At 56.0% G+C, this 19610-nt stretch carries 23 protein-coding genes and 2 tRNA genes; 6 read left to right on the top strand and 19 right to left on the bottom strand.

From position 1 onward, the window contains the following. Positions 1 to 3 precede the first annotated feature (3 nt). Together ABQ278_RS06035 and ABQ278_RS06030 are read left to right on the top strand one after the other, a co-directional pair. Positions 4 to 477, top strand: coding sequence for a DUF4760 domain-containing protein (locus ABQ278_RS06035; protein WP_349321673.1), 474 nt, complete (start codon positions 4 to 6; stop codon positions 475 to 477). Then, positions 474 to 956, top strand: coding sequence for a hypothetical protein (locus tag ABQ278_RS06030; RefSeq protein WP_349321672.1), 483 nt, complete (start codon positions 474 to 476; stop codon positions 954 to 956). The genes ABQ278_RS06035 and ABQ278_RS06030 overlap by 4 nt, the downstream gene beginning before the upstream one ends. Before the next feature lie 246 nt (positions 957 to 1202). Here the strand turns inward: ABQ278_RS06030 and ABQ278_RS06025 are convergent, their stop codons facing one another. Further along, positions 1203 to 2309, bottom strand: coding sequence for a hypothetical protein (locus tag ABQ278_RS06025; RefSeq protein WP_349321671.1), 1107 nt, complete (start codon positions 2307 to 2309; stop codon positions 1203 to 1205). Between the two features lie 447 nt (positions 2310 to 2756). Then, the gene (locus ABQ278_RS06020) at positions 2757 to 3653 is read right to left on the bottom strand and encodes a GH25 family lysozyme (protein WP_349321670.1); all 897 of its coding nucleotides are present in this window, start codon (positions 3651 to 3653) and stop codon (positions 2757 to 2759) included. A 113-nt stretch (positions 3654 to 3766) separates the two neighbouring features. On the opposite strand from ABQ278_RS06020, the gene ABQ278_RS06015 reads away from it, so the two are divergent. After that, positions 3767 to 5629: a caspase family protein gene (locus ABQ278_RS06015; RefSeq protein WP_349321669.1), complete on the top strand. Its 1863-nt coding sequence runs from the start codon at positions 3767 to 3769 to the stop codon at positions 5627 to 5629. A gap of 131 nt (positions 5630 to 5760) precedes the next feature. Here the strand turns inward: ABQ278_RS06015 and ABQ278_RS06010 are convergent, their stop codons facing one another. From ABQ278_RS06010 to ABQ278_RS05960, 11 genes are all read right to left on the bottom strand, one after another. Beyond that, positions 5761 to 6975, bottom strand: coding sequence for an integrase arm-type DNA-binding domain-containing protein (locus ABQ278_RS06010; RefSeq protein ID WP_349321668.1), 1215 nt, complete (start codon positions 6973 to 6975; stop codon positions 5761 to 5763). A gap of 161 nt (positions 6976 to 7136) precedes the next feature. After that, positions 7137 to 7212: transfer RNA gene (locus ABQ278_RS06005), tRNA-Phe, on the bottom strand. A gap of 108 nt (positions 7213 to 7320) precedes the next feature. Continuing rightward, entirely contained in the window at positions 7321 to 7557 is a 237-nt protein-coding gene (yacG, locus tag ABQ278_RS06000) for a DNA gyrase inhibitor YacG (RefSeq protein ID WP_349321667.1), read from the bottom strand. Next, positions 7554 to 8561: a ribonuclease E/G gene (locus ABQ278_RS05995; protein ID WP_349321666.1), complete on the bottom strand. Its 1008-nt coding sequence runs from the start codon at positions 8559 to 8561 to the stop codon at positions 7554 to 7556. The genes yacG and ABQ278_RS05995 overlap by 4 nt, the downstream gene beginning before the upstream one ends. Further along, positions 8558 to 9157, bottom strand: a complete 600-nt coding sequence (locus ABQ278_RS05990) for a Maf family nucleotide pyrophosphatase (protein ID WP_349322112.1) — start codon at positions 9155 to 9157, stop codon at positions 8558 to 8560. Before ABQ278_RS05990 ends, ABQ278_RS05995 begins: the two co-directional genes overlap by 4 nt. Before the next feature lie 7 nt (positions 9158 to 9164). After that, the gene (gene infA / locus ABQ278_RS05985) at positions 9165 to 9386 is read right to left on the bottom strand and encodes a translation initiation factor IF-1 (RefSeq protein ID WP_018081608.1); all 222 of its coding nucleotides are present in this window, start codon (positions 9384 to 9386) and stop codon (positions 9165 to 9167) included. Between the two features lie 168 nt (positions 9387 to 9554). Next, positions 9555 to 10073 (bottom strand): porin family protein, encoded by a 519-nt coding sequence (locus tag ABQ278_RS05980; RefSeq protein WP_349321665.1) that lies wholly within the window; start codon positions 10071 to 10073, stop codon positions 9555 to 9557. A gap of 300 nt (positions 10074 to 10373) precedes the next feature. Continuing rightward, on the bottom strand, positions 10374 to 10838 hold the full coding sequence (locus ABQ278_RS05975; protein ID WP_349321664.1) for a UPF0262 family protein: 465 nt from the start codon (positions 10836 to 10838) through the stop codon (positions 10374 to 10376). A gap of 83 nt (positions 10839 to 10921) precedes the next feature. Further along, complete coding sequence (locus ABQ278_RS05970; RefSeq protein ID WP_349321663.1) at positions 10922 to 11380, bottom strand: DUF2948 family protein; 459 nt, start codon at positions 11378 to 11380, stop codon at positions 10922 to 10924. Continuing rightward, positions 11381 to 12673: a UDP-N-acetylglucosamine 1-carboxyvinyltransferase gene (gene murA, locus ABQ278_RS05965; RefSeq protein ID WP_349321662.1), complete on the bottom strand. Its 1293-nt coding sequence runs from the start codon at positions 12671 to 12673 to the stop codon at positions 11381 to 11383. Between the two features lie 90 nt (positions 12674 to 12763). Beyond that, positions 12764 to 12955, bottom strand: a complete 192-nt coding sequence (locus tag ABQ278_RS05960) for a hypothetical protein (protein WP_349321661.1) — start codon at positions 12953 to 12955, stop codon at positions 12764 to 12766. 158 nt (positions 12956 to 13113) lie between these two features. Here ABQ278_RS05960 and ABQ278_RS05955 point away from each other — a divergent pair. After that, positions 13114 to 13189 (top strand) — tRNA-Thr (locus ABQ278_RS05955). Between the two features lie 86 nt (positions 13190 to 13275). Here the strand turns inward: ABQ278_RS05955 and ABQ278_RS05950 are convergent. Both ABQ278_RS05950 and ABQ278_RS05945 read right to left on the bottom strand, forming a co-directional pair. Continuing rightward, positions 13276 to 13740, bottom strand: a complete 465-nt coding sequence (locus ABQ278_RS05950; protein WP_349321660.1) for a D-Ala-D-Ala carboxypeptidase family metallohydrolase — start codon at positions 13738 to 13740, stop codon at positions 13276 to 13278. A gap of 1 nt (position 13741) precedes the next feature. Continuing rightward, a complete protein-coding gene (locus ABQ278_RS05945) occupies positions 13742 to 14563 on the bottom strand; it encodes a hypothetical protein (protein WP_349321659.1) in 822 nt (273 codons plus the stop codon). 48 nt (positions 14564 to 14611) lie between these two features. Here ABQ278_RS05945 and ABQ278_RS05940 point away from each other — a divergent pair, with 48 nt between their 5' ends. Next, entirely contained in the window at positions 14612 to 15649 is a 1038-nt protein-coding gene (locus tag ABQ278_RS05940; RefSeq protein WP_349321658.1) for an IS110 family transposase, read from the top strand. Between the two features lie 235 nt (positions 15650 to 15884). Here the strand turns inward: ABQ278_RS05940 and ABQ278_RS05935 are convergent, their stop codons facing one another. Further along, positions 15885 to 16325 carry a DUF2793 domain-containing protein gene (locus ABQ278_RS05935; protein ID WP_349321657.1) on the bottom strand — a complete coding sequence of 147 codons (441 nt, stop codon included), beginning with the start codon at positions 16323 to 16325 and terminating at the stop codon, positions 15885 to 15887. Positions 16326 to 16446: 121 nt separating this feature from the next. Continuing rightward, positions 16447 to 16956, bottom strand: coding sequence for a DUF4112 domain-containing protein (locus ABQ278_RS05930; RefSeq protein WP_349321656.1), 510 nt, complete (start codon positions 16954 to 16956; stop codon positions 16447 to 16449). A 93-nt stretch (positions 16957 to 17049) separates the two neighbouring features. Between ABQ278_RS05930 and ABQ278_RS05925 the strand changes: the two genes are divergently transcribed. Then, on the top strand, positions 17050 to 17994 hold the full coding sequence (locus tag ABQ278_RS05925; protein WP_349321655.1) for an endonuclease/exonuclease/phosphatase family protein: 945 nt from the start codon (positions 17050 to 17052) through the stop codon (positions 17992 to 17994). Here the strand turns inward: ABQ278_RS05925 and ABQ278_RS05920 are convergent. Together ABQ278_RS05920 and rlmJ are read right to left on the bottom strand one after the other, a co-directional pair. Next, positions 17969 to 18523, bottom strand: coding sequence for a hypothetical protein (locus ABQ278_RS05920; protein ID WP_349321654.1), 555 nt, complete (start codon positions 18521 to 18523; stop codon positions 17969 to 17971). The genes ABQ278_RS05925 and ABQ278_RS05920 overlap by 26 nt on opposite strands. A 147-nt stretch (positions 18524 to 18670) precedes the next feature. Next, positions 18671 to 19519 (bottom strand): 23S rRNA (adenine(2030)-N(6))-methyltransferase RlmJ, encoded by an 849-nt coding sequence (rlmJ, locus tag ABQ278_RS05915; protein ID WP_349321653.1) that lies wholly within the window; start codon positions 19517 to 19519, stop codon positions 18671 to 18673. Between the last annotated feature and the right edge of the window lie 91 nt (positions 19520 to 19610).

Below are 19610 nucleotides of genomic sequence, written 5' to 3'. Positions count from 1 at the left end.
TTAATGGATATTTTTGAACTTCTTGGCGCGACTATTTCCATTGGGGGAACCTTGGCGTCCATGATCATTGCGTTGGTAGCATTGAGATTTACGCAAACCTTTTCTGCATGGCGCCAGGAACAACGCCTCGCAAAGACCGTAGATATCCTTACTCAGTATCGCGATATTCGAATATTTCCAATAGAGGTTTTTGCCGAATTAACGCCCGAACAGTTTTCGAGCTCCCACAATGAATTATCAACAAATATTTATAGAAGAAAAGCCATCGAATATTTAAATTCTATGGAATTTATCGCTCTTTTGATAAACAGCAAAGCAATAGATGAAGATATATGCTTTAAATTTATGCGACCAACAACAATATCATCGTTTAGCAGACTGCTCTCTTATATACTTTCCGCCAGAGAACACGCAAATAATTCTGATTTATATTCTGAGTTTGAAGAACTTGCAAGAAGATGGGGCGGAGATCGGTGATTTCGGATGCTGCGTTCAATGCAATTCAGAGTGAGATACAGCGACGCGGGTTGACCGAGGGTGTGCTTGGCGAAGCTTTGTCGCTATATCAAGCCAACCATAGCGATCTTCGCTCCTCAGATCCGTCTCTCAACGCACGAGAATTGGAACGCACGCTGCTGGTTCAGACTTCTATTAATAGCCTTGTCTCTGTTGCGGACAAGAATTTTCTGAATAACGCTCGTAAAGCTGTAAAACCAGATCAAATAAAAAATTCCCTATCCAGTTTTGGTTGGAATATTCTTATTGGCTTAATAACTAATTTTCTATTCCTCATAATTATGATTTCTATTTACCTAACTTCTCAAGATACCGCCCAAAGCCTATTCAAATCCTTGGGGGTGAACTTGGTGACAGATCCTAATTCAAAGACGGCCGTCTTGCCTGCTCAAAGCCCATCAGCCACTAATGTCGGCTCTTCTAGTGCCACAGTTAAATAAATATCGGACAATAGCTCCGATTGTCGCCCTCAACTCCCAATCATAACGGTTGGTGATTTCACATAGAGTGCATAGCGCGAAATCTGAAGAGTTTGCCGCCCTTCACTGTAGGTGATAGTCAACAATGACTGATTTAGATGAATGGACGGGGGGCAAGCGCTATTTCTCTGCCAGTCCAAAGCAATACAACTGGCGCAAAATCTTGATAATAAATAAGGGGGCGCTAAATTGGCATTTTGTTGCGCACTATTTTGGTCCACCAACGCGTATAAAAATGTCATTACCTGCCCGCGAAGTGACCGTAAAAGCACCGTCCGTTTCCCGCCCTAGCTTACATTTATTACCTTCCGGAGTTTCCGCCGCGGCAAACGAGGCATAGGCCTCTGGAGGTTTTGGAACGAGTGTATTCACGGTCGGGGGCGAAAAACGGACGTTAGATATCGGCACGTCCTGGCATTGGTCTACGTGCGCTCCGTAATAGGTATTTGAGTTTTTTAAGGACACAGGGTCTACGCCTACCGCCCCTTTGGGCAATTTGATCTGGCCGATATAGGTATTAACATCTTTGCCGTCTGCGCCTTTTTGGTAAGCAGACGCGTACCACCACTGACCATCTTGATCGGTATGGTTTTTCCAAAGTCTGAACGTGAATGCGCTGCCGGGCAGAAGCGATAGCGTTGCTGTGCAAGACCCCGACTTCCCGTCACCACCTTTACTGCACGTGGCCCCCTTAAACTCCAATGCATTGGGAACGGCAAAGACCGCCGCGTACTGATCGCCAGAAGTGTGGCGTAACGAAAGCGAGGAGTAGTTCTCCGGCAAGTCTGCCCATTGCCAGTGAAGCGATATTGTGTTCGATGACGAGGATTCCACAATAGAAATAGCCTGATCAACATTCCACACCGCGGAAGGTGGCGCTTTAAACTTCCAGTTTACGTACGAGGTCGCCCAAGACTGAACCACTTGAGTATGTGCCTTGCCATTATCTACGGCTGCGTGCATCTCGATTGGCACGGCCACAGGAATAATTCGGCTGGTTGTTTTGGTTGGCTGTACGAGTTTAACGTCCGGCTTCCTTTCTGACGAGCTCGCTGACTCAGCCGCAGCCTTGCGATTATCATTATTGGACTTCTCAGGATCCGACTTAGTGAAAAGCGCCGGAAATATCTCTGGCGACACGAAGATTAGGCACCCGGCAATAAACACCACAATCGCTGGCGGCGCCGAGATCTTCACCTTGACGCCCGGCAGCTCCATTTCATGGTCGGTCACAGTTCGCCGATGGAAAATAAACAGCCCCAAACCTACAAGCGCGATAAATGCGCCGAATGCCATTACCAGCTTATGGTCCATTATTGCCCCCGTGATCGATCCAAAGTAGCTTAATTTACGCTCTTGTCTATAGGTTGCCATTCGTCCCGGCTTTCCGAGCAACAGTTTCCCGTTTCAGAGCTTCATCTGGTCAGACTTCGAGGCGTGGCCTGGCACCACCTACATCTACTTCGTTGCGCCCATGTGCAGGACTCCCGGCAAACCCAGACGCGAACCTGCACCTGCTCTATCCGTCGCCGTTCTCCCACCGTCCAAACAGGCAGGTTACCGGGAATATGGATTATCTTTCAAGCGAACCTGATGCGATTGTATGCCCGGTTGATCGCATCCGTCGGTGACGGCCCTCCCGAAAATTCTCGACCTCGTCAAGACCCTATTCGAGGACGAATAAGTCACGGCGGGTGGAACCACAATACACTTAGACTGCAAGTATGATGTTGGCACGAAACCGGCTGGTGAATGGCTAGCTCAATTTGCGTCAGGCCACACGGGTACATCCTGCTCAAACGAGATGTTTGAGAAATCAGCATCCAAGAGCTTGTTTGCATCGAATCCCTGCTTTTCGACAGTAGCGATGCTTGTAAATTGCCAAGCCCGCACGGGATGCTTCGCCACAGACACTGGGTCTTTCTTCCGGTCCTGCTGCAAGTTGACATCGACAATCCAAATACCGACGTCCTGTAGTCTCTTGTCTTTTCCGACGTGCACATCCCACCAGGATTTTGCAGTATAGATCACTGGCGTCTTGCCTGTGAACTGTTTGACAGCCTCAACCCAGGCCGCTGCAACATCACCGGCCTTCCCCTTATTTTCAGGACAATCCCAGCGATCAGCAGTCTTGCTTCCATCTGCACAGGTACCCACATCCCATTCCATATCGAGGACTGGTACAAGATCGTCTTTTTTCAAGCCGCCGACGGATTTCAAATATCCTAGAAAATTCCCGGCCTGCGCCTGTCCATCTACCCCGGCACTTAGAAAATGATAGGCGCCGTGCCGGATACCGGCCGAGCGAGATGCCGACCAATGTGCGGAAAAAGTGCGGTCGCGATATACAGCACCTTGGCTAGCTTTTATGTAGGCAAACTTGACGCCAGACTTGGCTAGGGTTGGCCAAGTCACTGTGCCGTTGTGGTGTGACACGTCAACGCCATAAACCGCATCATTCGCATCGGCAGGGAACACAAAGGTGCTTTTCACCTGTTTATTGGCTTGTAAACCGCGCACCTCAAGGTCGTACTCAGCCAGTTGCTCTCTCGATTGATCGTCCATTAAATCCTGATACTGAACAGTTTGCGCGTGGGCGCCATAAGTCACTGACAAAATAGCACTTATGCATACACTCGCCCAAATATTGACCTTCATAGCAATCCCCAATCAGTTATTTCGAGAAAAGAAAACGTTGTTATATGCAACCAAAGAACGTATTAAACTCGCGTTAACCTTTCGTCAATGCTCAACCGGGGGCAAATCCGAACATGACTTTTCGCGCATGCCTTTGTGCTCTTTTCGCCATCGCCTTTATGCTTACTGACAGCGCCAGCGCCGACCCGGAACCAGACGCCGGCGCGTCTGAGTTGCTGGAGCCAAACCGGTTCGCACTCATTATCGGAGTTGGCCCAAAATACACGGAGTTGGGAAGCCTCCCAAGGCTGGAGAACTCCTGCAGCGAGGCTCACGCTGTAGCGGAAGCCTTAAGAGCGAACTATTGGACAGACGTGTTTGAACTACCTTGCGATGCCACGAATGATCAGATCTACGAAGCCATCCAGAAGTTTAAGGACAAGGTTAATTTGACACCGCGCGCTTTCGCTCTGATTTACTACACCGGCCATGGCATCCAGGCCGGCAATAAAAATTATATTTTCGGCGCGAATACCGATATCGACGCCGTCAAGCTAGCTGCCGAAGCCGTGGCGACAAAGCGGATCAGGTTTGATACGACCGACCCGGATACGCATCAGTACGTTCGAAACAGCGTCGATATCGCCGAGCCGTTTGCTCACCTGGAGAGCCCATACTCAAAATCTGTCATCATTCTGCTCGACGCGTGTCGAGACAATCCGATCGAGGAAGAGCTTCACAGAGTAGGGATAAAGGTGAGTTACCCGACAAAGGTCCAGAAGGATGCAGGGGTGAGCTACCTATTTTCCACTCAGGACGGCACGCCTTCACGAACAGGGGTGGGGAAAGAGTTGTCACCTTTTACAGCTGAATTGATCGCTACCCTGGATCAAATTCGAAATTCGCTCGCCATCTCCAAACCGGTAGACACCAACAACTTGATCGTGTTCGGTACGAAAGTAAAATCGAACGTATTGCGGCGAACAGGGTACCATCAAGATCCAGATTGGGTTAATCAAATAATTGATCCGCCAACCTACTGTATTCAGGGGTGTCCCAGTGCTCGCGCAGAATGGGATCAGAATGTCGCCGAGACGATCATTTTAGGCTTCGGCTCGACGGGCGCACCGCCATTGGCGCGGGCTACACGCGCTCATCCTAAACTCATGTATGTAAGCAATCCCTCCTCAAAACCAGTTGATGGGTCAGTGCGCCTGATCAAGTTGAACTTTCAAACAGCCCCGGCATCAATTCAACCAGTGAATAAAACGGCACCGCCCCATACTGAACCGAACGACATCAGTTTGCGGCCGATGAACTTTGACGTCTTCTGGTGTGACGGCGATCCAAGGTCCGCGGCCCGGAAAGATGAGGCCTTAAAGATTGGCCAGGGCCTCGTTGAACGGGCACGATCACCGTTCAGCTTATCTGGATATAGACTTGGTCTTGTCCGTGTTCGCTCCCTGCCAGCCGCAGTCAATGCCAAACCAGGCTATCGCCGGAGCGACACCGGAATCTTTGTTGATTCCAATAATCCGGCGGAAAAAGAATGGGCAACAATGGTTATGTCGGACGTCAACACGACTTTGAGACGTCATATCACCACAAAGCAAACGAAAGAATATGTCAGCATCGTCGTGTGCGAAGGTTACAAGGCCTCAGACACTCTGACCACAGTCTATATCCAAGTCGCAGTTAAAGACCAGACAATAGCGGCAGCACAAATTGGTGATAAAATCAGCGAAACACTTTCAGGGATTAAGGTCATCAGCGGTATTCAGGTGGTAGCAAATTCACCTGATGAGACGGTCGTGCGTTACTTCAACGCCGCACAAGCCACAAGCGCCCGGCAAGTGTCAACGGAACTGGAAGGCCTTTTGCTCCATCCGGTCAATGCAACTCTTATAAAGGGCTACAAGGGCGCACTAAAGGGTGTTCCTGTAATGGAGGTATGGTTCGGCAAAAACGACAAAGCTCTGAACTCGATCGTGAAGTGACAGCAGATGGCGCGGGTCTCATTTCACGCGGTCAACTTGGGTCTTTGTCTTTCGAGACGTTCTCCTTGTACCTCATTGTAAAATAAATTTTTTTATACGCGGGTACGTTACGTGCCGCCGCCCACCTTTGTTTAAGCGATCCGCCTTTTAGTTGAGTTTCCCTCGCGCAAACTGTCTAAATAATCTGACCACCATTGCGCCATAGCCACTCGCTCAGCCCAATATTGGCCCCGGTTGTAACTGCTTCGCACCTTGTTTTTGTCCTGATGCGCCAACGCGGCTTCAATCGCATCGGGCTGCCACTTCCCCGATTCATTCAACAAGGTGCTGGCTGTGCTTCTGAAGCCGTGGCCGGTCATTTCGTCCGATGTGTAACCAAGACGGCGTAGTGCAACGTTTATTGTATTTTCGGACATGGGGCGATCGCCCGTCCGAATTGACGGGAATACATATTTTTCCTCGCCCGTGATTTCACGGATCGCCAGCAAAATCGCCGTAGACTGTCGTGAAAGCGGGACAACGTGCTCTATTCCCATCTTCATCTTCGACGCCGGTATCCGCCAGCAGCACTTGTCAAAATCAAATTCGGGCCATTCTGCATGTCTGAGTTCACCAGGGCGCACAAAGACATGCGGAGACAAGCGAAGAGCTGCATGGGTCGTCATGTGCCCCTCAAAACCTTCGATGTCCCTCAAAAGCCCTCCCAGTCCTTCTGGCGTGAGGATAGCGGCGCGATGAACGACCTTAGGCGATTTTAGCGCACCGCCGACGTCCGCCGCAGGGTCAACCTTGGCGCGTGCCGTCCATATGGCAAATTTGAAAACGCGACTTGCGAAAGATCGCGCACGTTTTGCGCTCTCGTAATTGCCTCGTTTTTCAATTTTCTTCAGGGCCGAGACCACTTCATAGGGTTCAATTTGTGCAATCGGACGGCTCCCGAGGTCTTTCTCCAACAGCGAAGCCAACCAATTCGTTTTCTTTCTGGTCGCCTCGGCGATACCATCAGCTTCGAGTTTTTCGATATATTCTTTGGCGACACCCATGAACGTACTGTTCGCTAGGATTGAGGCTGCGATCGATTGCCGCTTGCGTTCGAAGCTCGGATCGACGCCCGTCGCAAGGACCTTTTTAGCCTCGTCGCGGCGCTCCCTTGCAGCCTTCAGACCGACGTCTGGATAGCTGCCCAGACTGAGCATTTTTTCTTTACCCATAAACCGGTAGCGAAACCGCCACAGTTTGCTCCCTGATTTAGAAATTATCAGGAACAAGGCGCCCCCATCGGCAAGTTTGTAATCCTTGTCTGAATTGGGCTTAGCTGCTTTGATTGTTAGATCGGAGAGAGACATGTGGGTAGCGTCCAAGGCGTCCTCGGCGCTACCCACAAATTGTACCCAAAAACCGTCGGATCTTCTGGGATCTCGTGGGACGCCACAGGACTGTTAAGCCCCACAATACCATATTTTATAAGGGTTTGCTAGATTTTGGGGGATGTCTTGGGAAGGGGGAATGGTGCCTGGAGCCGGATTCGAACCAGCGACACGCGGATTTTCAATCCGCTGCTCTACCAACTGAGCTATCCAGGCCTTCAAACGAGTAACTTTAAATCAGCGTCACCTCGGTCGGGAGGCAGGTCTATAGGTGAGCTAAATCGGCTTGTCCAGCCGAAAAAGGCAAGGATTTCCGAAAAATAGTCATTCATCCCCATCATCGTAGGGCAGATGCGGCGAAGTGGGCGCTGCGCCCTCGTCTTCCTCGCTGACGGTAAGGCCGCCGGCGCCATCAATCACGTAGTCGCCCTTCAGCCAATGGACCAGATCGACATCGGCGCAACGCTTTGAGCAGAAGGGGGCATAGCTGGGTGCGACGCTGACCACGCCTTCGATGGCCTCACCATAGGGCTTCTGGCAGCGGGTACATTTGCGGATCATACGATAACCTCGGACTTGGCGGCCGCTTCCAGACGCAGGATCGCCGATAGCGGATCATGGGAAGCCGCCAGCAGCGGACGGATAATATCTAGTGTGCCGACCGGCGCGCGCAAGGTCAGCAAGCGGCCAGGCTCGCTCTGTGCGCGCTTCACAGCCTCGCGCAGCAACCTGTGCGCGGCGCGCAAGCCCGGCTTTGCGTCCATTAGCGGACAGGCGCCCCACGGACGGACAAATTCGAGCGTGCCGAACTTGCCAACGGGGCCAATGATAAGGCGATCGGCCTCAGGCCCAAAACCGGATTGCAGAAGCTGGCGCAGACGATCGGCGTCATGGCGCTTGCCGATCAGGTCGATCACCACCAGACCTGCCAGACCGGACAGGCGCAGGCGGCGTGAGATATCGCTGGCCGCGCGTTCATTGCAGGCCTTGGCGAAGGCCTTGGGCGTGGCCATCCCCTCCCCACCGGCCGAATCGATATCACATGCGATCAGGGCGCGGGTGCGCTCGACGCTGAGGTAGCCGCCTTCGGACAAAGGGCCGGATGGATTGAGCGCCGCGTCTTCGGCCTCGCCCAGCGTATCCGGATCATCGACGGCTGCAACAGGCAGGTCACCGAAAGCGGCCGTGGCGCGGGCCAGCAGACGCTCTCTCAAACTCAGCACCGGCGACAGGCGGCGCGGTGAACCTTCAGCAGGCGCGAGCAGATTGGCGCGGGCCAGTTTGTCCTGGCGGGCCTCGGCGATGATGGTGACCTCAAGGGCGTCCCCTTCATTGAGCTTCGCCAGCGCCTCCTGCGGGGCATCCAGCACCGCTTCGGCGCCATCCGCAAGGGTCAGGAAAGCGACGCCGCCCGACTTGCTTTTCAGACGCGCTACCGAACGCACACCGAGCAGATTGAGCGCGGCGTCCTGGTCATAACCTTCGAGATAGATATGAGGCCGGCCATCAAGGCAGATGGCGCCGCGCGCCAGTCCGAAGCGGCTCTCGTGGTGGAGCGTAATCACGCCTTAAGACCCGCGCCTTCGAGCAGGCCAGAACCTTCGAGAAGACAGCGCGTCTCATAGAGGGGTAGTCCCATGACACCGGTATAGCTGCCGACCAGATGGGTGACAAAAGCTCCAGCGAGGCCCTGGATGGCGTAACCGCCCGCCTTACCGATGCCTTCGCAGCTGGCCAGATAGGCGGCTGTATCGGCGGCGCTGAGGCGTTTGAAGCTGATGCGCGTCTCGACCAGCCGTGATGACAGCTTGCCGGCCGGGTTCACCACCGCCACGCCGGTATAGACGCGGTGGCCACGGCCAGACAGCAGCTTGAGGCAGGCGGCCACATCCTCGGTGGTTTCGGCCTTATCGAGCACACGGCGGCCGACGCAGACCACCGTATCGGCGGCCAGCACAAAGCCAGGAGTCGAGCTGGCTACGGCCTGAGCTTTCGACACAGCGAGACGCAGCGCCAGTTGCGCTGGTGTTTCATCTTTAAGGGGAGATTCGTCAAGATCCGCCCCCACGATCTGATCAGGCACAAGCCCGATCAGAGCCAGAAGGTCGCGACGGCGCGGGCTGGCGCTGGCCAATATGAAAGGAACGCGCTCAGCCACGATATCAGGTTTACTTGAAGCGGTAGGTAATACGACCCTTGGTCAGGTCATAAGGCGTCATTTCGACCAGAATGCGGTCGCCGGCCAGCACGCGGATACGGTTCTTGCGCATCTTGCCCGCAGTGTGGGCGATAATTTCGTGGCCGCTTTCTTCCAGCTTCACGCGGAACGTCGCGTTGGGAAGCAGTTCGATCACAGTACCCGGAAATTCTAAAAGCTCTTCTTTTGCCATACGGCCTCTCTGTTGTGACGCGGCAGTCTCATAAAGACTCAAACGGCGTCAAAATATGCGATTGCGCCCTTTATACCCAAAGGCCAGATGTGGAAAGCCCTAAAACGAAAGCGCCCCTTGCCACAGGGGCAAGGGGCGCATGCGTTGAAGCGTTCCAGGGAGGGGGAACTAGAACTGCTTCACGAGGCTGAGGGTGGCCGTATCGGCGTTACCCTTGTCGCTTTGGAAATCCGAGCGCGTGTAGTCGGCGCGGACGGAATATTCCGGATTGATGTGGTACTGGCCACCGACACCGTATTCGAGGGCCGTACCCTGCTCGAACTTACCTGCCGAGGCCGGAGCCTTCAGGTCGGTGTCGGAAACGCCAACGCGACCAATCAGATCAAAGCTCGGCGAAACCGGCAGATAACCTACGCCGTAAACAGCGGCCTTGTTGGTCAGCTTGTACTTGTTGCCGGCAATCTTGTCGTCGTTGGTGCCGAAACTGGCTTCACCTTCAACGCCGAAGTGCGGGGTGATCTTGGTGCCGACGCGGGCATTGAGGCTGCCGAGATTGGCGCCGGTCTTGTCATTGTCGGTTTGCGAATAACCAACCGAACCGTACACCTTGCCGACCTCCTGAGCGGAAGCAGCAGTGCCGATTGCCAGAGTAGCGATAGCAGCGGTAGCGATAAGAAGGGTCTTCATAATATGTGCTCCAAAGTTTGAACTGGTCACGCATCGGGGAGGATGCGGGCCGACGATCATGTTGTCGTCTGGAGCTAATATGGTGATATGAACGGGCCTTCGTGAGGCGATTACGGGGTCTTTTTGAGGTCTTTGCGGCCGATTAAGGCCATATGAACACGGTCCGGCCCCGTATAAGGCGAACCGCGTTTTAATCGTCCGTATTCAGACGTAATTCAGCCCTATTGATGAACCAGCATGAATGACAAAAAAGTAATGAAAACATAATCCTAGGTAAAATGTGCCCAGCAGGGACTGATCTTAGCTGCGCACCAAGGCATTAACAAGCGTGAATAACCGCCGCCCTGTCTCGTGGTCAATAGCTACCTTGCCCTTAAGGCGCTCAGTCAAAAGCTCGGCACCTTCGTTATGGACACCGCGACGCCCCATATCGATCGACTCGATCTGCGCGGGCGTGGCATTTTTTAAGGCTTCGTAATAGCTCTCGCAGATCATGCGATAATCGCGCAGCATGGTTTTGAAGGGCGCCAGGGACAGCATGATCTTGCGGGCGAAGTCAGGGCCGGTAATATCGAAGACCAGCCGGTTGTCTTCCAGAGCCAGCCGCAGATCGAAGGGGCCTTCCGAACCGGCTTCGACGGCGCCTTCAGGCTCGAACCTGTTCTTCTCAATCAGATCAAACATCGCCACCTTGCGCTCGTGCTCGACCTGATCGGAAGGGGCGCTCAGAGAGGCTTCGTCGATATCGATACGGGCAAGGCGCATGGCATTTCTTTCAGGCAATTGGGCAGTCAGCTCAGAACGCAAAGGATGCGCGACTCACTCTGTTTTGGCAAGCGCCCTAAACCTCAGAGTTCGTGAAGCGGCGTGCTCTTGGCGCTGCGCGGCGCGGCCAGATCAAGCAGCAGGACATCGAGACACTCGACCTCAAGGCGGATATCCTTATCCGTCCCGCCGGCAAAGCGCAGCGTCAGGGCGAAGGCGGGCGCTTCCAGCGCTTCGGCGGATATATCGAGCAGGCTGAGCGCACCCTGGGTTTGCGTCAGATCGATGCCGCGCCGCTTAATGGCGGTGACATCGCTGATGCGCAGAACCGAGGGCGCTCGCAGGGGCATGGCACCACCGGCTTCATGGCAAAAGCAATTCATACGCAGGGTCAGATGGCGGCCCGTGGGGTCATAGGCAATATCGCCGACACGCAGGGCCGCATCCTGCACAAGGGCGGAGATAGCCGGCAGGTCATCTGCCTCATGCGCGATCAGGCGCAGAGGCTTGGCAGGCGCCTTACCTAGCCCGAAAAGTCCCATCTATTCGTCTTCCATGATGGGCTCATCACCCTTGAGACGCTTGATCACCGCGCCACAGGCCGACAGCTTGCCTTCGAGATTTTCAAAGCCACGATCCAGGTGATAAACGCGATTGACGATGGTTTCGCCACGCGCCGCCAATCCGGCGATCACGAGCGAAGCCGAGGCGCGCAGATCGGTCGCCATCACCTGTGCGCCACGCAGCTCGCTGACGCCGTGGACGCGCGCCTCATTGCCAGTGACGCGGATATCTGCGCCAAGACGGCCCAGTTCCGGCACGTGCATGAAGCGGTTCTCGAAGATGGTTTCGCGGATGACGCTCTCGCCCTCGGCCAGGGCCATCAGCGCCATGAATTGCGCCTGCAGGTCGGTGGCAAAACCGGGATAGACGTCGGTCGTGACATCAACGGGGCGTATCTTGCCCGAACGCCGGATAGTGACGGTATTATCGCCGCGCTCAACGTCGCAACCGGCTTCGACCAGCTTATCGAGCAGGATGGAAATAAGTTCGGGGCGTACCTTGGTCAGGCGTACTTCGCCGCCGGCCATGGCGCCGGCCACGGCATAGGTGCCGGCTTCGATACGATCGCAGATCACCGACCAGTCGGCGCCCTTGAGGCTGGTGACGCCTTCGATGACGAGGGTGCTGGTCCCTGCCCCGCTGACCTTGGCGCCCATGGCGTTCAGGCATTCGGCGAGATCAACAATTTCTGGCTCGCAGGCGGCGTTGTTCATCACGGTCGTGCCATGGGCCAGGACGGCGGCCATCAGGGCGTGCTCGGTGGCACCGACCGAAACGAAAGGAAACTCGATCTCAGCGCCTTTCAGGCCACGCGGTGCCTGGGCGAAGACATAGCCTTCGTGCATGTCGATATGGGCGCCAAGCGCTTCCAGCGCCTTCAGGTGCAGATCGACCGGGCGCGCGCCGATGGTGCAGCCGCCGGGCAAGGACACCTTGGCGTGGCCGGTGCGGGCGATCAGAGGCCCCAGCACATTGAAGGAGGCGCGCATCTGGCGCACCAGATCATAGGGTGCGAAGGACGAGGTGATTTCAGGCGTATGCAGCAAGGTCTGCGGACCGTCCGGCCCGTCCGATTCAGTAATCTGGGTGCCGAAGCGTTGCAGCAGGCGGCCGAGCAGGCGCGTATCGGCCAGACGCGGCATATTCGTCAGTCGCACGGGTTCGGAGGTCAGCAGCGACGCAGCCATCAGCTTGATGGCGGAGTTCTTAGCGCCTGAAACGGGGATGTCTCCGAAGAGCGGGTGGCCGCCCTCAATAGCAATGCGATCCATAATGTGTCCGTGAACTCGAAACCAATGTCCGCAAACTGCGGATAGGCGGTTCTACATGACATTAGGCCCTGCGCAACACCCCGTCCGTCTTTACACGTCGTTTTGAACCGGTTTTTCGGCAATATCAGCGTCGCTCCCGGTTGGTGACACGCTGGCCGGTGTGTTGGCGGCCTTCCGCCGGCGCAGGTTTTCACGCAAAGCCGCCTGCAAGCGCTCGGCCTTGATCTCGGCTTGCGTGCGCTGCATACGTTGGGCGGCGGGTTTTTCCGGGGTATCATTCATGACGGGATGACATTTCACTGCGACTTGCAGGCTCTGACTTAAGAAATCAGGGGATTAATTGCAAGCACGGCGATTTTTCGCGTTTGTTCGTCACTTTTCGCTTTGTCTTCTGCAAAACTTTGGCTATAGCCCCGCCCTCGGTTACTTTTTGTAGTCGGGCCGCGTTAGCTCAGTGGTAGAGCGCATCCTTGGTAAGGCTGAGGTCGAGAGTTCGAAGTCTCTCACGTGGCACCAGCGGGGCCCCTGTTTTAAAGACAGGGGCCCCGACCACTTTAAACCCTACATTTTTAGCTTTGGCTCAATCGACAAGGTGCTGTCGGTCAAGGATAGGACATCCATCTTGTCATGCCTCCAGTGTTGTAATCCCATTGCGCCGGACGGGTGCGCGGCGGGGTCAGCCGCCGGCGATCCAGGTGCAGAAAATTCGTGCCGTAGCCGAAACCGGTAAATCCCGCCGCCAGAGCTTCTTTGCGCAAGGCGCCGCGCGCCCTATCGCCCCAGCCGGCCACGTCGATATCGACCGCCAGAGCGACGCGATGCTGCGATAACGGCGCCCCGCCCACCGCCGCGTTATGCAAGGCGCGGCGTCGTGCTGAATTGATGCGTAAAGGCAAGCCGATCCTGACACGTACCGCTTCCAGCGCATCGAGAAAATCCGGGTCATGAAAATATTCACCACCACAGAATTTACCGCAACGGCAGGCCAGTTCGAGCGGCGTGAAATGCGGCCACACCCAGCGGTCAAGCTTGAAGGCCGAGGCTTTCGGATAAAGTCCCCGCTCCATATCAGCCCACCAGAAGCGCCGGCGCCGTGCCGGAAAGGGCGGTGTAGACCTGCGCGCTTTCATCGGCCGGCAAGGCGGCATAGGTGAAGGCGCGATAATAGCCGGTTACGGTCGCGGACGTCGCGGACGCCGAATCGTGCCCCATGGCGGCGCTCACGGCCATATTGACTGAGGGTGCTGCATTGAAAACCGCCGCCAGCCAATAGATGCCAGCGCCCAAGGGCTGCGAAATGGCCAGCGCCAACACGCCTGCCGTTGTGGTAGTCAGCGTGCCCGCGTCGACGACCAAGGCCCCCGGCTGCCCCTGATTATCGGCATAGATACCCAGGCGAACAGTACCGCTCGCCCCCGTCGTCACCCGCACATTCAGCGCCACTGTCAGATCATAGGGAACAGCCACCGGCACAACATAGAGCCGGTTGGCGGTCACCGCGGCATTACTGGTGGTCGTCATGCCGATAGGCCCGATGCGCTTGCCGCCTGCGCCGAGCGTGCTTTTCATCGGCCAGGCCGGCGGCTGAATGCCCCAGCGCGCTGAAATCCTGCCATTATCGGCGGCGGTCAGGGCGGTCGTCCACGCCGCACCATCGGGCGATACCTTGAGGCTCAGCGTGTTATCACCGAGCAGGCCTAGAATGGCCCGCGAGCTATAGCCCTTCTGGAGCAGGATCTGCGCCGTATCGCCATCGCTTTCCTTGTTGAGGCTAAGGCTGATATCGCCGCTGCCGCCCTCAGACGCCGGTTTGGCGCTTAGCAAGGCCGCCGCCCCTTTGACGGCCAGCACATTGTAAGCGATGGGGTGGACGCCCCCACTCGACGGCATCAAAGTGCCAGAATGGTCATTGGGGACCAAGCAAGAGAGGAAGCGTCCGTGGAAAAGTTTAACATTGTTGGTCTCGATTTGGCAAAGAATACGATCCAAGTTCATGTGGCGGATTTCAAGGGCGCCGTTCTGCTTCGTCGTAAGATTTCCCGCAGCCAGTTGCTTCCCTATCTTGCGGGCTTGGAGCGATGCATTGTCGCTATGGAAGCCTGCGCCGGCGCCCACTATTGGGGACGGGAGATCGCGAAGCTGGGACATGAAGTCCGCCTGCTTCCAGCCGTTTACGTCAAACCATTCGTAAAGCGACAGAAGAACGACGCGGCCGATGCCGAAGCCATTTGCGAGGCAGCGATGAGGCCGACCATGAGGTTCGTTGCAGTCAAGAGTGACATCAAGCAAGCGGCGTCCATGGTTTTCAAGGTCCGGGATTTGTTTGTCCGCCGGAAAACTCAGTTGATAAATGCTCTTCGAGGGCACATGGCTGAATTCGGGATTTACGTTCCTGCTGGTCCGGCCCACGTCGGCAGCTTGATCGCCAAGCTCGATGATCCGGCGTGCGACCTGCCAGAGCTGGCAAGGGCGACCTGCGCGCCTCTAGTTGAGATGTTGTGGCAGTTAAAAACCAAAATTAAACAGCTGGATGCGGAGATCGCACGCCGTGCCAAAGAAGATGATATCGCGAAGCGCCTGATGACCATTCCGGGGATAGGACCAGTCATCGCTACGGCCCATGAGGCGTTGGCTCCGCCTTCAGCGAGTTTTACAAAGGGCCGCGATTTTTCGGCATGGTTGGGACTGACGCCCAGGCAGAATTCTAAGGGTGGCAAGACGAAACTCGGTAAAACATCCAAGATGGGCCAACGAGATTTGCGCCGATTATTGATCATCGGCGCGGCATCCGTTGTCCGATGGGCTGCCCGCCATGGCGCTCCCGAGGGATCTTGGCTAAGCCGTATGTTGGGCAAAAAGCATCCCATGCTTATTACGGTTGCACTTGCCAATCGAACGGCTCGTATAGCCTGGGCGTTGATGACGAACGGTGGGATATACAGTGCCAATGGTCCATTGGGCGTCAGTACGAAATGAAATTTAGTCGGTGACATGGGCACATGATCAACGACTAAATAATGTGGGCAGGGTCAAAGGAGATTACGGACAAGCGGTCGACTAGACAGGTCAGGAGACTCAGGCGCCGGATGTGCACATCGAGTGCGGGTAAGCGTATTGGACCAGATCTGCGAACTTCCATAAGGGCCCGCGACGTATGAAGGTCGCATCTTGAGGCCGGACACACGTCAGCACCCGACCATATTGTTCATGATCAACAGAGATTTTGCTTGCATTTTAGGGGGCGTCCAAACACGTCCGGCGCGGTGCCGACGCCAAGACCCGTCAGGTTCGACAATTGCCGCAGAACGTCCTCAAACGGCGCCCAGCCTGTAGCGGTACGGATCAGGAAGATGTGCTCGTCGCGGATATGGACGATGGCACCCTCCGGAAAGATCACCACTTCCCAGGTGCCACCCTCCGCGCGCAGAAAACTGCCGGCCGTGAAAAGGCTCCAGAAGGCGCACGTCGGGCTGGTCGGCAGGATATAGCTGTCGCCATCAAGCGGACTTGCGGGTTGAGCGGCTGTGGTGCGGCTCATCACTTGCGCCTGCACCAGCGCTTCCAGCTTCATCAGCACGGCGTTCATGACGATGCGCTTCTGGGTGTGATCGCCGATCAGCGGCAAGGATAGTCTGGGGGTCGTTTCGCTCACGGCTCACCTTCGCTTTCAGGGTTAGCCCCGAAAGCATGAAGCACCCGAAGCGGAAGGGGATTATTTAAACTTTTTTTGCTCAAACGCCGCAAGGCCAGCCGCAACAGCGGCGGCGGGCTCGCTAACCCAGATAAACGATGCGCTTCTTGCCCTTGGTGACGCGCATATCAGCGACATGGTCCTGATGGCTGCCGTCGCGCATGGCGTCCGCAGCCTTGCCTTCAACATAGGTCGTCAGCTTGATGTCCTTCTGGATCAGGTGCGCGGCGTAAAGATGCCCCTGAAAGATGGCGTCAATACCGCCGGGTATAAGGCCGAGCAAGGCGCCGGCGCCGGGTATCATTTTCACCACATCCTCGACCGTTGTCAGGCCGCTGTCGATCAGCAGAATAACCACCGAGGTCGCCAGCGTGCCGGCGGTGACCCGCGCGCGCAGACCTTGCGTGAGGAGGATAAGCCCTGCCCCCACCGAATAGACCGTCGACAAACCGGGGATGGGCAGCAGCGCCAGTATACCATCGAGGCCGATGATATTGATCGGCCCAATGCCGATAATTCGGTCCGACAAGCGCTTGACCGTCTCGACCGTGTCATAGATACGACGGATATCGTCGTGTGTTTTTGCCAGCATGACCCTTGCCCCCCGAGACGAGACTATTTACCATATTTTTAAGGTGCGGTGCGAACGCCGTTCTTGTCAATACCGATTGGAAAACGCCGCCCGATGCGCCTGCTCAAGCTGTTGTGTTCGTTCCTGTGTATCTGTATCAGCCTGTCGGCCTTGATGGCGGCCAGTCTCTGCGTAACCAACTCTCATCATTCCTTTTTCTATCTGCTCGATATCTTCACCCTGCCCGTGCTATCCGCCACTTTGGTCGTCACCTTGGCCTTTTACTGGGCAAGGGAAAAATGGGCCGGGCATATCGGGTTGCTGGCTGTGCTGATCGGTCTGTGGGCGCTGGCGCCACAGGCCTTCATCTCGCAAAAACCCGCCGATAAAAGCGTGCCGCCGGTGAGGCTGATGTTCGCCAATCTCTACATCATGAACAAGACGCCGGAGCATTTGAAAATCTGGATCGATAAGGAGAAGCCGGACATCGTCGCCAATGTCGAAAACTTCCGCGGCGCCGCCGAGAACCTGACGCCGCTAATGAAAAGCCAGTACCCTTATCAATACAGACACCGCGACGCGGTCTTGTATTCGCGCTATCCCATTGCCGGTGATCGCCATGGAAAGACGCGCTACAGTTTCGATCAGGTCGATATCCAGACGCCGCAAGGCTTGCTGCATGTCGCCATAGTTCACCTGTGCCAGCCCAAGCCCCTAGATCATACCTGCCAGGTGTCACAAATGGCGCGGCTGCGCACGGACTTAAGGCCGGAACAAAACGCCAAAACCGTTATCGTCGGAGACTTCAACAGCGATCTCAGCGCCTATCTGCTGCAGGACTTCGCCCGCGAGCACAACTTCCGCCCGCTGGCGGCCCCGACCGGCACCTGGCCGGCCTTGCTGCCCGGCGTTTTCCGCATCGCCATTGATAACGCGTTCGCCGGTTCAGGTTTAAGCCTGCAAAGACGCAAGGTCGGGCCGGACAATGGCTCGGATCACCGGCCGATCGTCATCGATATCTACCCGGCGAAACTCAACCCTTCTTCACAGGCTTCCTGACCGCCGAAACCGCCTTGGCGATCGGCTTGGGCTCAACCTTCACCGTTTCTTTTGCAGCGCTCTCACTGGCCTTGACGGCTTCTTCAGCCGCCATCTTCAAACTGCCCGCTTCCACCACGACCGCATCGGCCACAGCCACCGGCGCCTCAATCACCCGGTCCAGCACGACCTCGGGCTCCGGCACGGCCTGAACCGCTTCGGCAACCGCTTCCTTGGCGGCTTCGACCACGGGCTCGGTCACGGCTTCAGCGGTCTTGACCGCCTCGTCCTGAAGGTTAGCCGCCGCCCCCCACACGCCATTAAAACCGGGCCACCTACCGGCCAGCGGCATATCCTTAAGCAGGCCTTCGCTCTTGGCGAGGTTTTGCGTCATTGCCCAGGCGCTCAGGCCAAAGCTCGATGCTGCCCAGAACGGCACCCACATCGGCGACAGCGCGCCCACCCAGAAGTTCATCACCTTCTCCGATGCCGCCTTCATCTCTTCGGGCGTGGCGACGGGCGGGAATTTCGGCGTTTGAAAATCGGTCATGCTCAACATCTCAGCCTCTGTTTGGTGCGGGTTAGAGTTTGCATTTACGCGCTTTTTGATCCGAAAAGTGCGTCACACTTTTCGGAAAGCGCTCTTATTGCAACGCAACATAACACATCGCGCCGAACTCGCCAATCAGGCGTATGATCACAATATCCTGACAACCGCCTTGCCGTCAGCCTCACCAAAAGTCCTGACCACGTCTTCGGAGATGGTTGTGAACACGGGCAGGAAACCGGCCGGCGGATTGATCGCCACCAGAGCGCAGCCATTCATCTTCATCGGGTTCCACAGCGAGCGCAGGCGCAATTCCGACACCAGAATTTCAGGCGCGCCCTCCAGATCGCCTTCGCTGACCTCGCGCTCCATATGGCGCAACCACGAATTGAAGGTCTCCAGATCCTTGAGCGGCAACCAGATCAGGAAGCGCGCCTCTGGCCGCAGGGTCAGGACGGCGTGGACCGTTTTGGTGATGCGGTCATAGTCGTCCGCCTTCTCAAACGGCGGATCGATCAGGTAAAACAAGTCCTTGTTGTCCTGCGCCGCCTCGACGGCGATAAAATAGCCATCGGCCTTGACCGCCTGACCGCGCGGCTCGATGCGCTCCTGTAACAGCTCAAAGTCATCGGGCCGCAGTTCGCAGCCGACATACTCATCCCCCGTGCGCTGGTGATCGAGCACAAGCGTCGGCGATCCCGGATAGATACCGACGCGGTCCTTGAAACCGGCCTTCAGGTTCTTCGCCCTGACATAATCAGCCAATGGCTTAAGGCTTTCCGGCACATCACGGCTCATCAGGTACTTGATGCCGGCCTCGGCCTCTTTCGAGCGCGAAAAGTCCGGATTGGAAAGGTCATAGTAGCCGGCGCCGGCATGGGTATCGACCACCATCAGCGGCTTGTCGTCCTTGCGCATCAGGCGCAGCAGGGTCAGGACCGCGGCGTGCTTGGCGAGATCGGCGAAATTTCCGGCGTGAAAACCGTGGCGATAATTCATGTACTGGACTTTGTTCTTTGAACCACATTGTGTTGGCGCTAACCCTTCGCGCCTTGAGCCCAGACTTCATCTTGAGTCCAGAGTTCATAAC

The sequence above is a fragment of the Asticcacaulis sp. MM231 genome, assembly GCF_964186625.1.
Classification (GTDB): domain Bacteria; phylum Pseudomonadota; class Alphaproteobacteria; order Caulobacterales; family Caulobacteraceae; genus Asticcacaulis.
Note: the sequence above shows the minus strand (reverse complement) of the source record. Positions and strands in the feature narration are given on the sequence as shown.